Below are 13,810 nucleotides of genomic sequence, written 5' to 3'. Positions count from 1 at the left end.
CTACGGGTCAGGTCTGGCGCACCGGTGCGTAGGCCGCCCCCTCCAGTCCGAACGTCCAGGCGACCCCGTCCTTCGCGGTCCGGGTGGCGGGCGGCACGCGCAGCCAGTAGGTGCGGTGCGTGCCGTCCGGCTCGGGGGTGGAGTTGACCACCTCGACCATCACCACGTCCTCGTCGCCGTCGAGTGCGATGCGCCAGAGGATGCCCGTCTCGTCGCGGTGGACGGGCTCGGCGCCCGACTCGGTGAGATAGCGGTCGTAGCCGTAGTACTCCAGCATCACGCGGCGCAGCTCCGCGTTCTCCTCGGCCCGGATCCGCTCGGGCGTGAGGGAGGACAGCTCGGCCAGGAACGCGGCGGGAACCGGCATACCGCGCCAGGCGTGCAGGGCGAACCCGTCCCCGTAGGCGAGGGCCGGCCCCTCGCCGTGGTCGAGCCGGCCCGCCTCGTCGCGGTGGAGGACGTCGGGCCGCTCGCTGATGACCACGGCGTTCTCGTAGGGCCACCACCAGCCGGCGTTGCGGGCCACCTCCGCGAGGCCCGTCAGCCGGTCACCGCACCCGTCGAAGGCGCCGAGCCAGGCGGCGTCGTGCTGGCCGAGCACCGCGTCCAGGAGCACCAGCCGCACGGCCCCCTCGTCCTCGGGCCGGGGCGCCAGGTCGGCGACGACACCGGTCCGTATCCGGTCGGCGAGCGCGGCCGTGGTCTCCCACAGCTGGGCTCCGGTGGCGGACCAGAGCGCCGACCAGCCCGCCGGGCCCAGCTCGTCGTACATCCGGCGGCGTTCCTCGGCCCACGGGCGGGTGCGGACCTCCTCGCGCACCGATCGTCCGGCGTCGGCCAGCTTCTCCACCGCCCCGACGGCGGCCCGGGGCGATGCGGCCCAGATGATCCGGTCCGGCTCGGCCAGGCCCGCGGTGCGGTAGGCGCGCCGCACACCGGCCTCGGCCGCCGCCCGGTCCGCCCGGCCGGTCGCCGCCGCCACGCTCCGCCAGGAATTCACGTTCTGCATCGGTTGTCCCCGTCCCCTGCTGTGCTCGTTTGCCATGCTGGTGCACCGTGCTTGTGCGCTGTGCTTGTGCGCCGTGCTTGTTCGCTGTGTTCGTTCTGGATGACTGTGCTGTTCCGGCGTGCTGTGCTTGTTCCGGCGTGCCGGAGCGGTCAGTCCGCCACGATGCGGATCGCGCCGGGTGCGTACTCCCGCTGGCGGACGACGCGGAACCAGCCCTTGGGGAGCGGGATCACCGCGTGCTCCTCGTGCACCACCCGCCCGCCCTCGGGGAGATGGAGCAGCATCGGGCCGAACCGACCCGCTTCCCGGATCAGCCGGCCGGGGCCCTGCACCGCGTGCGCGTGTCCGGTGACCTCCCCCAGTGCGAGCACCAGCCGCCCCCGCCCGTCGCGCAGTTCGCCCGGGGCCTCCAGGAAGGGGGCGGGCACCGCCGACTCCTCCAGCTCCATGATCAGTACATCGCCCTGCCGGTACACAGACGTCTCCCCTCGGTCGCGGCACCCGCTGTGCCGACCACGGAAAAAACGCTACGGGCAGGGTCTGACAACGGACCGTCGCAGCCGCCGTGGACGGGTCCCGGCCGCAGCGTTGTCAGTGCGGCTTGATAGACCTTGCAGACATCAGCCGTCCCCAGGATCAGGAGCTCAGGGCCATGTACGGTGCGCAGCATCTGCACGAGTTCGGCGGCCTTCCGGCCGTCGACTTCCAGCACACGACCGACAGGGGCTCCCGGCCCGCCCCGGATGCCGTGGCCTGGCGCGTCTTCGTCGATCCGTACGGGGACGAGGACCGGGACCGGCCCTGGGCGGACGAGTTCGCCGACTTCCTGAGCGCGGTCGACCCCGCCGGTGTCCGGGCCCTGATCATCGGTCAGTGGGGCGAGGCGTACGACGAGAACTCCTCCATGCCGATCAATCTGGTGATCGCCGCCGCCGACCGGCTGACCTCGCTGGAGGCGGTGTTCGTCGGGGATCTGGAGGCGGAGCAGGCCGAGATCACCTGGATCGAGCAGTCGGACGTGACGGCGCTGCTGGCCGCCTTCCCCGCGCTGACGGAGTTCGGGGTGCGCGGCGGCACCGATCTGTTGTTCCCGCCGACGAAGCACGAGCGGCTGCGGTCGCTGACCGTCCAGGCGGGCGGGCTGCCCGTCGAGGTGGTACGCGGTGTGCTGGACAGCGAACTGCCCGCACTGGAGCGGCTGGACCTCTGGCTCGGGGTGTCCGCCTACGAGGGGAACACCGATGTCACCGACCTGGCCCCGCTGCTCTCCGGCACCCGTTTCCCCCGGCTGAACCACCTGGGCCTGCGCAACAGCGAGGTGCAGAACGAGATCGCGGCGGCGTTGGCCTCCGCTCCGGTCGTCGCCCAGCTGCGGGTACTCGACCTGTCGAACGGGACGCTGGGGGACGAAGGCGCTGCCGCGCTCCTCGAAGGACAGCCGCTCACCCATCTCGACGCGCTGGATCTCCACCACCACTTCCTCACCGAGGCGATGGAGCAGCGTGTTCGCTCGGTCCTGGAGCCGCACGGGGTGCGGGTCGACCTGTCCGAGCGGAACGAGCCGTGGGGCGGTCGCGGCGTCGATGGCCGCTACACCGCCGTTTCGGAGTGATGCGTGATGAACCGCATCGGCATTGAGCATTTCGATGACTTCCACGGGCTGCCGGTCCATACTCCGGTGCCGTCGTCCGCGGCCCTGCCCGCCGCCGGCTCCGTGGCCTGGCGGCTGGAGTGCGACCACGGCGAGGAGACGGACTTCGCCACCCTGTGGCAGCAGTTCCTGGACACGGTGGACACCGCGCGGGTCCGGGCGCTCGTCATAGGGCCCTGGTGGCATGACGACTACACACCCTTCGCCCCGGTGATGAAGCTGATCGTCGCCCACGCGGACCGCTTCCCCGCGCTGCGCGCACTGTTCCTCGCCGATGTGGTGGGCGAGGAGTGCGAGGTGTCCTGGCTGCGTATGTGCGACATCACCCCGGTGCTCGAAGCCCTGCCTCTGCTGGAGGAGTTCGCCGTGCGTGGCTGCGGCCAGGAGGGGCTCGGGCTGCGCCCGCTGCGCCACACGGCGCTGAAGTCTCTGCGCTTCGAGTCCGGCGGCCTGCCCGGCGAGGTGGTGCGGGCGGTCGCCGCGAGCGAACTGCCCGCACTGGAGCGGCTGGACCTGTGGTTCGGCAGTTCGTGGTACGGGGGCGATGCCACCGTCGACGACATCCGGCCGGTCCTGTCGGGCGGCGTGTTCCCCCGGCTGCGCCACCTGGGTCTGCGGAACAGCGAGATCCAGGACGAGATCGCCCTCGCCGTGGGTTCCGCGTCCGTCGTCGCCCAGCTGGAGACCCTGGCGCTGTCCATGGGCACGCTGAGCGACACGGGCGGCGAGGCCCTGCTCAACGGACAGCCCCTGAGCCACCTGTCCACGCTCGATCTGCGCCACCATTTCCTCACCGACCCGGTGCTGGACCGCATCAGGGCCGCGTGCGCACCGGCCGTGGTCGAGGGCGGCGAGGCCGAGGAGGACTACGGGGACCCGGACGACGAACCGGAGCGCTATGTCGCCGTCAGTGAATAGCGCCGGGCACGGCCCGGTCCCGCGCTTCGCGGTCGTCGGCAATCCGGACAACCGCCGGGTCGCGTTCTTCGAGGCGGCCGTACGGTCCGCCGGCCTGCCGCCGGCCCGGGTCGTGCCCTGGGTCCAGGTGCTGCGCGGCGAGGCGGTGTTCGAGCCGGGCGAGAGCGTGCGGATCGATTCGCCCGGTGAGGACGCCGAGGTGGAGCGGCTGCTCCGCGGGGTCGAGGACCCGACCCGCGTGGAGGGCTCCGCCCGGTGGTACGCGCGGTTCACCGCGGCGGTGGACGCGGTGGCGGGCGCTGCTGCGGCCGCGGGCGCCGAGGTGCTGGGCTCCCCCGGCGACATCTCCGTGCTCTTCGACAAGCGGCTGTGCCACGGGCTCCTCGACCGCGCGGAAGTCTCCGTGCCCGCCTCGCCGACGTCCGGCTCGGGGGCGGCGCCGGTGCGCGGCTGGTCCGACGTACGGGAGTTGCTGCGCGCGCACCGGATGCCCCGGGCGTTCGTGAAGCTCGCGCACGGGTCCTCCGCGTCCGGGGTACTGGCGGTGGAGACGGCGGGCCCCGGCCGGGTCCGGGCGAGCACCTCGGTGGAACGGGACGCGTCGGGGAGGCTGTTCAACTCGCTGCGGGTCCGGCGCTACGCCTCGGAGCGGGAGGTCGGTGCGGTCGTGGACGCGCTGGCCCCGGACGGGCTGCACATCGAGCGCTGGCTGCCGAAGCCGTCCCAGCGGGGGCGGGTCGCGGATCTGCGGATCGTGGTGGTCGGCGGCCGGGCGACACACGCGGTGGTGCGGACGAGCACGGGCCCGATGACCAATCTGCATCTCGGCGGTGCGCGCGGCGACCTCGACGAGGTCCGGGCCGCCGTGGCGGCGGCGGGCGGCTGCTGGCGCGAGGCGCTGGCGATGTGCGAACGGGCCGCGGCCTGCTTCCCCGGGACGCCCTGTGTGGGCGTGGATCTGCTGCCCACGGCCGGCTGGCGGCGCTTCGCCGTCGGCGAGGTCAACGCCTTCGGCGATCTGCTGCCCGGACTGACCGGTCTGCCGGGCAGCGGCGCCGAGGGCCTGGACACCTATGCGGCGCAGGTCGCCGCCGTACTGGACCGAGCAAGGAACCACCGTGCCGTCACCGCTTCCTGACCCCGCCGAGACCCCTGAATCCGCTCGGCCCGATATGGGCGAGGTCGTGGGCAGCCACGATCTGCTGCTGGTCACCCTGGACACCCTGCGCCACGATGTCGCCGTCGAGCTGGCGGCCGCCGGGCGCATCCCGAATCTGGCCCGGCATCTTCCCGGGGGCTGCTGGGAGGAGCGGCATGCTCCGGGCAGCTTCACCTACGCCTCGCACCAGGCGATGTTCGCCGGGTTCCTGCCGACGCCCGCCTCCCCGGGGCCGCACCCGCGGCTGTTCGCGGCGCGGTTCGCGGGCAGTGAGACGACGGCGGACGGCACCTTCGTGTTCGACACGCCCGATCTGGTGTCGGGGCTGGCCGCCGAGGGCTACCGCACGGTGTGCGTCGGCGGGGTCGGCTTCTTCAACCGTCAGGGGCCGCTCGGATCGGTGCTGCCCGGGATGTTCCAGGAGAGCCACTGGGAGCCCGGCTTCGGCGTGGCCTCGCCCACCTCGTTCGAGGAGCAGGTGGCCAGGGCCGAGGAGATCGTCGCGGCGCTCCCCCAGGAGCAGCGGCTGTTCCTCTTCGTCAACGTGTCCGCCCTGCATCAGCCGAACTGGTTCCATCTGCCCGGAGCGACCCGCGAGGCGGGCGACTCCCGCGCCACGCACGCGGCGGCCCTGGAGTACGTGGACCGGCACATCGGCCGGCTCTTCGCCGCGGCGAGCAGCCGCCGCCGGTGCTTCGCCATCGTCTGCTCCGACCACGGCACCGCCTACGGAGACGACGGCTACACCGGTCACCGGCTCGGCCACCCGGCCGTCTGGACCGTCCCGTACGCCCACTTCGTCCTCGAACCACCCGCACCATCCACAGCACCCGAACCACCCGCACAGCTCGAACCGCTCGAACCGGGGGCCGCCCGATGACCACCACCACCTCCACCGCCCCGCTTCCCCCCGTCCGGCCGTACGAGAGTTACGTCTACGCCTATCCGCACAAGACGGCCTACCGTCCGCTGGAGGACCCCCCGTCACTGCGCGCGCTGTGGGCGGCGGAGCCCAAGGACGCGCTCTCCCTCTATCTCCACATACCGTTCTGCGAGGTCCGCTGCGGCTTCTGCAACCTCTTCACCCGGATCGGCGCGCCCGAGGAACTGACGACGCGCTATCTGGACGCGTTGGAGAGACAGGCCGTGGCCGCCCGGGACGCCCTGGGCGACGAGGGACCGGTGCGGTTCGCTGCGGCGGCGTTCGGCGGCGGGACGCCGACCTTCCTCACCGCCGGTGAGCTGGAGCGGCTCTGCGACATCGCGGAGAAGCGGATGGGCGCCGCACTGCGCTCGGTGCCGCTCTCGGTGGAGACCTCCCCGTCCACGGCGACGGCTGACCGGCTGGCGGTGCTGGCCGACCGGGGCACCACCAGGATCAGCATCGGCGTGCAGAGCTTCGTGGACGAGGAGGCGCGGGCGGCCGTCCGCCCGCAGCGTCGCGCCGATGTGGAGGCGGCGCTCGGCCGGATCCGCGATGCGGCGATCCCGGTGCTGAACATCGACCTGATCTACGGCATCGACGGACAGACCGAGCGCAGCTGGCTCGCCTCGCTGGACGCGGCGCTGGTGTGGCGGCCGGAGGAGCTGTATCTGTATCCGCTGTACGTCCGCCCGCTCACCGGTCTGCACCGCCTGGGCGCGGCGGCCGGTGCCGGGGCGGAGGCCCTGGAGCAGGCTGCCTGGGACGAGCAGCGGCTGCGGCTGTACGCGGTGGGGCGGGACCATCTGCTGGCGCACGGCTATGAGCAGGTGTCGATGCGGATGTTCCGGCGGAGCGATGCCCCGCGGGAGCAGGAGAGTCCCGAGGACTACGCCTGCCAGACCGACGGCATGATCGGCCTGGGCTGCGGGGCCCGTTCGTACACGGCGGCCCTGCACTACTCCTTCGACTACGCGGTGGACATGCGGGAGATCCGGTCGATCATCGACCGCTTCACCGCCACCGAGGACTTCTCCCGGGCCGAGGTCGGCCGGTACGTCGACGCCGGCGAGGCACGCAGGCGGCATCTGCTGCAGTCGCTGCTCCAGGCGGCGGGGCTGCCGGTGGCGGACTACCGGGCGCGGTTCGGTACGGATCCGCGCGCGGACTTCGCCACCGAGCTGGCGGGGTTCGCGGCCCGGGGCTGGCTGGACCCGTCGGCGCCCAAAGGGCTGCTGCGGCTGTCCCCTTCGGGTCTCGCCCACTCCGACGCGCTGGGTCCGGCGTTGTTCTCCCCCGGGGTGCGGGCCGCGATGGCCGCGTACGAGCGGAAGTGACCGGGCCATGGACCTGACGATTCTCTACCGGGGCCCGCTCGCCTCCTGCGACTACGACTGTCCGTACTGCCCGTTCGCCAAGCGGCGGGACAGTCGCGCGCAGCTCACGGCGGACCGGGAGGCGCTGGAGCGGTTCACCGGCTGGGCGGCGGCGCAGACCGGCGACCGGCTGTCCGTGCTGTTCACCCCCTGGGGCGAAGGGCTGGTGCGCTCCTGGTACCGGCAGGCGCTGACCGAGCTTTCGCATCTGCCGCACATCGGCCGGGTGGCGATCCAGACGAACCTGAGCTGCCGCACCGGCTGGCTGACGGACGCAGATCCTGAGCGGATCGCGCTCTGGTGCACCTACCACCCGGGGCAGACCCCGTACGAGCGGTTCCTCGGCAGGTGCCGGGAGCTGTCCGGGCTCGGCATCCGCTACAGCGTGGGGGTGGTGGGCTTCGACGCCCATCTGGAGGAGGCACGGCGGCTGCGGGCGGCGCTGCCGGAGGAGGTCTATCTCTGGGTGAACGCCGCCGAGGGACACACCTACACCGACGAGGAGGCGACGCGGTGGACGGAGCTGGATCCGCTGTTCCCCTACAGCCGTGATCCGCACCGCTCGGCGGGGCTGCCCTGCCGGACCGGTGAGTCGGTGATCTCGGTGGACGGCGACGGCACGGTACGGCGCTGTCACTTCGTCCAGGCCGAGCTGGGCAGTCTCTACGACGGCAGCTACCGCCGGGCGCTCGGCCCGCGGGCCTGTCCGCTCGCCGTGTGCGACTGCCATATCGGCTATGTGCATCTGGAGTCGCTGCCGCTGTACGACGTGTTCGCGGGCGGTGTCCTGGAGCGGATACCGGCCGGGCCCGGGGTGGGCATGCCTTCGGACGGGCTCGTGGTGCCGAGCCCGCCCCGGCGTGCGCTCCCCCTGCTGGAGCCATGACCGTACGACTGCTGGAGCCGTGACCGCTACGACCGCTACAGCGGCAGAAGGTCGGGACGCTTCGCCTCTACGTGGTCGCCGGAGGACTCTCCGCGCAGCCGTCGCCCGATCCACGGCACCAGGTATTCGCGGGCCCACTGGATGTTGTCGCGCCGCTCGTCGAAGGGGCTGCGCTGGGCCTGCGGCGGCCAGGGCTGGTCGGGGTCGGCGGGCACGTCGTGGCCGAGGACCTGTGCGGCGCGCAGCGCGACGCGGGTGTGGCCCTCGGGCGAGAGGTGCAGCCGGTCGTTGTCCCAGGCGCGCCGGTCCTGGACCGAGCGGAGCGACCACAGGTCCAGCACGGGGCAGTGGTAGCGGTCGGCGATGGCCCGGAGATGCACGTTGTAGGTGGCGATCTTGCCGCGCATGTGGCGCAGCACCGGAACGCCCCGGGTGTCGAAGCCGGTGGTGACCATGACCGTGCCGACGGCGTTGCTCAGGTCGGCGACCGCCCGCTCGAAGCGCTCGGCGAGGTCGTCGGGGTCGGTGCCGGGCCGGATGATGTCGTTGCCGCCCGCGCAGAAGCTGACCAGGTCGGGGGCCAGTTCCTTGGCGCGCGGGATCTGCTCCTCGACGATCTGGTCGAGGAGACGTCCTCGTACGGCGAGATTGGCGTAGCGGAAGTCCCCGTGCGGGGAGTCCTCGGGGCCGGCCGCCGCGTCGGGGGCCGGGAGCCGGTCGGCGAGGAGGACCGCGAAGCGGTCCGCCCAGCCGACGAAGGTGCCGCCGGGGCCGGGGTCGCCGACTCCCTCGGTGAAACTGTCGCCAATCGCCGCGTACGACCCGATGATGTGCTGCTGGTTGTTTCTCGAATCGTCTGCCACAAGCACTTATCCTGCATCGTTCGATGTGACTTACGCGACCGTAATACGGGGTTGACGCGTGGTGAGATAGACCACCCGGTCAGTTGCAGTAAAGCCGGAATAAAGAGAGGGGCGGTGCGCCGCCGCGCACCGCCCCTCGTCACTTCTCGCCCCGCTCGGTCAGACGGAGACGCCGTGCTGACGCAGGTACGCGATCGGGTCGACGTCCGAGCCGTAGCTCGGGCCGGTGCGGACCTCGAAGTGCAGGTGCGGGCCGGTGGAGTTGCCGGTGGAGCCGGAGAGGCCGATCTGCTGGCCGCCGGTGACGGTCTGGCCGACGGAGACGTTCAGCGCGGACTGGTGGGCGTACTGGGAGTACATGCCGTCCTCGTGCTTGATGACGACCTCGTTGCCGTACGAGCCGCCGTAGCCGGCCGAGACCACGGTACCCGGCCCGATCGCGAGGACGGGGGTGCCGGAGGCGGCCTGGAAGTCCGAGCCGGTGTGGTAGCCGCTGGACCAGCTGGCGCCGGAAGCGCGGTACTGGGTGGTGACGTTGGCGCTGGCCAGCGGGGCCGACCAGCCGGAGCCGGTGGCCTCGGAGGAGCCGGCCGGCGTCGAGCTGCCGGAGCCCTCGGAGTCGTCGGCGGAGACCGTGTCCGCCTTCGGGTCCTTCTTCGGAGCGGCCTTGGGTGCCGGTTCGGCCTTCTTCGGGGCTGCTTTGGGAGCCGCGGACTTGGGAGCCGCGGACTTCTCTGCCGGGGCGGAGCCCTTGGCGCCGAGGGTCAGCTTCATGCCCGGGTGGATCAGGCTGGGGTTCTCTCCGACGGTGGAGCGGTTGTCCTGGTACAGCTTCTCCCACCCGCCCTTGAGCCGGTGCTCGGCGGCGATCTTCGACAGGTAGTCGCCGGGGACGACGGAGTACGTCTTCGGGGCGGCCTTCGACGCGGCCGGGGCGGTCGACGGGGCGGTGTGCGCGGCGGCGACCGAGGCGGCGGCGGGCTTCGCGGCCGGAGCGGCCCGGTCCGCGGCACTCGCGACGGTGGCGCCGATGAGCGGGAGGGCGAGTACGGCGCCGCCGGTCCCTGCGGCGAGGACGCCGCGGGAGATCGGGCCGGACTTCGGACGACGGTGCTTACCCTTTGCGGGCATGGGGAAGTTCCTCTCCGGCGCCTGCGAGGTGAGCTGTCGGGTTCGGGCTGGAGATGCCCGGTCGCGTTGCGGCGACTTCACCCCGAGCCGGTCCGGATCGCTCCGGATCGGCGGCTTACCTGGTTCCCCCGCTCCTGCCACGCGTGAGTGGGTGGGTGCGAATTCCGGGCGGCGGCAGGATTAGGCGGTCCGTCCGGATTGCGGCGACCGTAAACGAGTCAGGACGACAGGAACAAGCCACCGGTTGCGCACCTGAATCATCGATTCAATATCGCCCCGGATTTCCCGTCACACTCCGTGGATGACGGATCTTGAATTTCCGTACGGGCAACGGGAATGCCCCGGGACGCGCTCACCACGGTCCGTCACGGATATGATCCCGCTCACCTCTGGAATCCCATCTCCCCCATTAGCGGGGCATGTTCTGCGAAATACACCAATACGGACATGCCGCAGGCGCCACCCCTGACGCCGGGTCAGCCCGGCCCGCGTGGCACCCCGCACCGGGTACCCGACCGTGATGATTTTCTGTCGAATCGATGTCGTATCGTCACGGGAGCGCCCTCGCCGGCGAGCCGCGCCGACGCCAGAGACCCCAGAGGAGCCACCGTGACGCAGCAGGTGCCGCAGGTCCCGCCGACAGAGACCGCGCTGACCGGAGTCCGCAACTTCCGCGACGTGGGCGGTCTTCCCACCACGGACGGGCGGCACACCGCCTTCGGCCGGCTCTACCGCAGCGGTCACCTGGCGCACGCCACCGCCGAGGACGCGGCCTTCCTCGGCGGACTCGGACTGCACACGATCTTCGACTTCCGTAATTCCGCCGACCACCAGCTCGACGGGTACGACATCGAGCTGACCGGTGTCCGCAATGTCAGCATTCCGCTCTCGGACCCGGCCGACGGCGCGGAGTTCTGGCGCATGGTGCGCGACGGGGACATCGAACAGCTGCGCTCCATCCTCTCGGGCGGCAAGGGCGCCGAGCGCATGATCCGGATGTACCGCTCGACGATCGTGGACCGCACCGCCGAGCACAGCCGCGTGCTGCACTCCCTGGCCGAGGACAGCGTCCCGGCCCTCATGCACTGCGCCGCGGGCAAGGACCGGGCCGGTCTCTCGATCGCGATCGCCCTGCTGGCGGTCGGCGTCGAGCCGGAGGCGATCGAGGAGGACTACCTCAAGTCCAACGACCTCCACCGCCGGTACAAGGTGAAGCGCACCGATATGTCCGAGTCCGGAATGTCTCCCGAGGTGATGGAGCTGCTGAACCCGCTCTTCGGGGCGCATTCCGACTACCTCGCGGCGGCGTTCACAGCCATCGAGGAGACCTGGGGAACGACCGACCGCTACCTGACCGAGGGGCTGAGGGTCTCCCCCGGGACCCGGGAACGACTGCGCGAGCGCCTGCTCGACCAGGGCTGACCCGGCCGGCGGCGATTCGGCCGGCGGCCCGCCGTCACGTGCTCACCGTCACCGGCCCGCCGTCACGTGCTCACCGTCACCGGCCCGCCTTCACTTGCCTGCCATCACCTGCCTGCCGTCACTTGCTTCCGGCGACCACGAAGAGCAGATAGAGGAAGCCCGCGATGATGTGGCCCGCCACCAGGTAGGCGAAGAGACGGATCACCACGCCGCGCGGCATCCGCTTCTCCTGCGGGTCCTCGTTCTCGCGACGTCCGGGGCCCAGCGGGTCGAAGTGTTCGGAATCGGACATGACGGTCCTCTCTGTCGGCCTCGCGGCCGGTGGAGCGAAGGATGCCGCCGGCGGGAACGGCCGGTCAGCGCGCGTGGAGGGCGTTGCCGAGGCAGAGCTCGGCGGCGGGACTCTGCAGCAGGGTGTGGACGAAGAGCAGCTCGGCGCCGCAGCGGTCGACGGCCGCGATCCGGTGCGGGGTGAGCGAGTCGAAGTGGGCGCTGTCACCGGGTTCGAGGTCGTGGACGGTGTCGCCGAGCCCGACCCGCAGCCGTCCCTCAAGGACGTACAGCCACTCCTCGCCGGGATGGACCCGGACCAGGTCGCCCTGGGCCCCGTACGGAACGCGCACCCGCAGCGCCTGCATCGCGCGGCCGGATCCGCCGGCCTGCCGGTACATCCAGCCGTCCGCCTCCGCCCCCTCGAAGCCGCCGCCGCGGACGATCGCGCCCCGTTCGGGCGGCTGCTCGCCGAGAAGCTCGGAGACCGTCGTACCGTAGATACGGGCCAGCCCCAGCAGCATCGGCAGCGAGGGCTGCCGGCGGCCGGTCTCCAGCCGGGAGAGATGGGCCGGGGAGAGCCCGGCCCGCTGAGCAGCGGTTTCCAGGGTCAGGCCACGGCCTCGGCGCAGGTCGCGCAGGCGGGGTGCGACGCCGGGGAGCTCGTCCGGCACCCCTTCGTCCGGAGGGTTCATGTCTCCATTGGGCCAGGACCTTTCCTCCGGGGCAATAATTTGCCCCGGAGGCAAACCGGGTCCCGGGCCGGTCAGCGGTTGGCCACGGCCTGCTTGACCAGGGTCCGGCCGAAGTCCCACATCAGTCCGCCGCCGCTGTGCGCGTCATCCATGACGGAGGTGAACGCCGCCACGAAGCGGTCCACCTCCGCGTCCCCGATGACCAGCGGCGGAATCAGCTTGATCACTTCCAGGTGGTCGCCGGAGACCTGGGTGAGGATCCGGTGCTTCTGGAGCAGCGGCACCACGACCATCTGAGCGAAGAGTCCCTTGCGGGCCGCCTGGAGCATGGTCCAGCGGCTGCGGAGTTTCAGCGACGACGGCCGGCCGAATTCGATGCCGATCATCAGTCCGCGGCCGCGGACCTCGTGCAGCAGCTCGTAGCGGTCCACCAGCGCCGCCAGCCGCTCGCGCAGCAGATCGCCGGTGCGCCGCGCGTTCGCTACGGTCTCCTCGTCCTCCATCACGGTCAGGACGGCGAGCCCGGCCGCCATCGCCTGGGCGTTGGAGCCGAAACTCGCCGAGTGGACGAGGACCCGGTCCATCGAGGAGTAGACCTTGCGGAAGATCCAGTCCTTGCCGAGGGTCGCGCCGACGGGCACATAGCCGCCGGAGAGCGCCTTGGCCACGCACACCAGATCGGGCTCCACGCCCTCCTCGTGCTGGTAGGCGTAGAAGTCCCCGGTCCGGCCGAGGCCGGTCTGCACCTCGTCGGCGATCAGGAGCGCCTTGTGCCGGTGCAGCAGCTCCTGCGCCTGCCGCAGATAGCCGGGCGGCGCGGCGTGCACGCCTTTGCCCTGGATCGGCTCCAGCACCAGGGCCGCGACATCGCCCCGCTTCAGCTCGCGGCGCAGCGCGTCCAGGTCGCCGAGCGGGACCGCCGTGTCGGGGAGCAGCGGGCCGAAGCCGTCGCGGAAGCCGCCCTCGCCGTTGACCGAGAGGGAGCCCGTGGTGAGCCCGTGAAAGGCATGGTCGCAGTAGAGGACCCGGGGCTTCCCGGTCGCGCATCGGGCGAATTTCAGCGCCGTCTCGACCGCTTCCGTGCCGCTGTTCCCGAAGAAGACGCGGTCCAGGTGCGGGCTGTGGGTCAGCAGCTTCTCGGCCAGCAGTCCGGGCAGCGGCTGGCAGTCGAAGCGGGTGAGGTCGGCGAGCTGGGCGTCCAGGACGTCGTGCAGGGCCTGGCGGACGACGGGGTGGTGGCGGCCGAGGCCCATGACGCCGAACCCGGCGAGCATGTCGAGGTAGTCGTTGCCCTCCGCGTCCCAGAAGTACGCGCCTTCGGCCCGCTCGTAGACCTTGTCGAAGCCGATGGTGTGCAGCATGCGCGGCAGCTGGTGGTTGAGGTGGCGCGCGTGCAGGTCGTACCGTTCGGCCCCGCGCTCGGCGAGGAGCCGAGCCAGGTCGAAGCCCTGGGATCCGCCGTCCGTCATCGCCCGCTCTTCTCCTTCGGGGGCCTTCGGGGTGTGCTG

Annotated in this window: 14 protein-coding genes and 1 riboswitch; of the genes, 7 read left to right on the top strand and 7 right to left on the bottom strand. The window is 71.7% G+C overall.

Annotation, left to right across the window (positions count from 1 at the left end; all coding sequences use genetic code 11):
* Window positions 1-7: 7 nt before the first annotated feature.
* Window positions 8-1,009, bottom strand: a complete 1,002-nt coding sequence (locus ACGF2Y_RS20310; RefSeq protein ID WP_392949214.1) for a DUF6745 domain-containing protein — start codon at window positions 1,007-1,009, stop codon at window positions 8-10.
* Window positions 1,010-1,158: 149 nt separating this feature from the next.
* On the bottom strand, window positions 1,159-1,485 hold the full coding sequence (locus tag ACGF2Y_RS20305) for a hypothetical protein (protein ID WP_097933007.1): 327 nt from the start codon (window positions 1,483-1,485) through the stop codon (window positions 1,159-1,161).
* A 176-nt stretch (window positions 1,486-1,661) separates the two neighbouring features.
* Here ACGF2Y_RS20305 and ACGF2Y_RS20300 point away from each other — a divergent pair, with 176 nt between their 5' ends.
* Genes ACGF2Y_RS20300 through ACGF2Y_RS20275 form a run of 6 tightly spaced genes read left to right on the top strand, consistent with a single transcriptional unit; the run spans window position 1,662 to window position 7,921 of the window.
* The gene (locus ACGF2Y_RS20300) at window positions 1,662-2,621 is read left to right on the top strand and encodes an STM4015 family protein (protein WP_392949211.1); all 960 of its coding nucleotides are present in this window, start codon (window positions 1,662-1,664) and stop codon (window positions 2,619-2,621) included.
* Between the two features lie 6 nt (window positions 2,622-2,627).
* Complete coding sequence (locus tag ACGF2Y_RS20295) at window positions 2,628-3,578, top strand: STM4015 family protein (RefSeq protein WP_392949384.1); 951 nt, start codon at window positions 2,628-2,630, stop codon at window positions 3,576-3,578.
* On the top strand, window positions 3,559-4,716 hold the full coding sequence (locus tag ACGF2Y_RS20290) for an STM4014 family protein (RefSeq protein WP_392949209.1): 1,158 nt from the start codon (window positions 3,559-3,561) through the stop codon (window positions 4,714-4,716). Before ACGF2Y_RS20295 ends, ACGF2Y_RS20290 begins: the two co-directional genes overlap by 20 nt.
* A gap of 34 nt (window positions 4,717-4,750) precedes the next feature.
* Window positions 4,751-5,617 (top strand): STM4013/SEN3800 family hydrolase, encoded by an 867-nt coding sequence (locus ACGF2Y_RS20285; RefSeq protein ID WP_392949206.1) that lies wholly within the window; start codon window positions 4,751-4,753, stop codon window positions 5,615-5,617.
* Window positions 5,614-6,996 carry an STM4012 family radical SAM protein gene (locus ACGF2Y_RS20280; RefSeq protein WP_392949204.1) on the top strand — a complete coding sequence of 461 codons (1,383 nt, stop codon included), beginning with the start codon at window positions 5,614-5,616 and terminating at the stop codon, window positions 6,994-6,996. The genes ACGF2Y_RS20285 and ACGF2Y_RS20280 overlap by 4 nt, the downstream gene beginning before the upstream one ends.
* A gap of 7 nt (window positions 6,997-7,003) precedes the next feature.
* Window positions 7,004-7,921, top strand: a complete 918-nt coding sequence (locus ACGF2Y_RS20275) for an STM4011 family radical SAM protein (RefSeq protein WP_392949202.1) — start codon at window positions 7,004-7,006, stop codon at window positions 7,919-7,921.
* Between the two features lie 35 nt (window positions 7,922-7,956).
* On the opposite strand, the gene ACGF2Y_RS20270 is transcribed toward ACGF2Y_RS20275, so the two are convergent.
* On the bottom strand, window positions 7,957-8,784 hold the full coding sequence (locus ACGF2Y_RS20270; protein WP_392949199.1) for an SGNH/GDSL hydrolase family protein: 828 nt from the start codon (window positions 8,782-8,784) through the stop codon (window positions 7,957-7,959).
* A 159-nt stretch (window positions 8,785-8,943) separates the two neighbouring features.
* A complete protein-coding gene (locus ACGF2Y_RS20265) occupies window positions 8,944-9,915 on the bottom strand; it encodes a peptidoglycan DD-metalloendopeptidase family protein (RefSeq protein WP_392949196.1) in 972 nt (323 codons plus the stop codon).
* Between the two features lie 3 nt (window positions 9,916-9,918).
* Window positions 9,919-10,079: riboswitch (cyclic di-AMP (ydaO/yuaA leader) on the bottom strand.
* A 445-nt stretch (window positions 10,080-10,524) separates the two neighbouring features.
* On the opposite strand from ACGF2Y_RS20265, the gene ACGF2Y_RS20260 reads away from it, so the two are divergent.
* The gene (locus ACGF2Y_RS20260; RefSeq protein WP_392949193.1) at window positions 10,525-11,337 is read left to right on the top strand and encodes a tyrosine-protein phosphatase; all 813 of its coding nucleotides are present in this window, start codon (window positions 10,525-10,527) and stop codon (window positions 11,335-11,337) included.
* A 118-nt stretch (window positions 11,338-11,455) separates the two neighbouring features.
* On the opposite strand, the gene ACGF2Y_RS20255 is transcribed toward ACGF2Y_RS20260, so the two are convergent.
* The 3 genes from ACGF2Y_RS20255 to ACGF2Y_RS20245 form a co-directional block, all read right to left on the bottom strand.
* Complete coding sequence (locus ACGF2Y_RS20255) at window positions 11,456-11,629, bottom strand: DUF6126 family protein (protein ID WP_392949191.1); 174 nt, start codon at window positions 11,627-11,629, stop codon at window positions 11,456-11,458.
* Window positions 11,630-11,693: 64 nt separating this feature from the next.
* Window positions 11,694-12,302: a helix-turn-helix domain-containing protein gene (locus tag ACGF2Y_RS20250; protein ID WP_392949189.1), complete on the bottom strand. Its 609-nt coding sequence runs from the start codon at window positions 12,300-12,302 to the stop codon at window positions 11,694-11,696.
* 71 nt (window positions 12,303-12,373) lie between these two features.
* A complete protein-coding gene (locus ACGF2Y_RS20245; RefSeq protein ID WP_392949186.1) occupies window positions 12,374-13,771 on the bottom strand; it encodes an aspartate aminotransferase family protein in 1,398 nt (465 codons plus the stop codon).
* Window positions 13,772-13,810 lie beyond the last annotated feature (39 nt).

It is taken from the genome of Streptomyces sp. NPDC048142 (genome assembly GCF_043202835.1).
In the GTDB taxonomy this organism is placed as follows: Bacteria; Actinomycetota; Actinomycetes; order Streptomycetales; family Streptomycetaceae; genus Streptomyces.
Note: the sequence above shows the minus strand (reverse complement) of the source record. Positions and strands in the feature narration are given on the sequence as shown.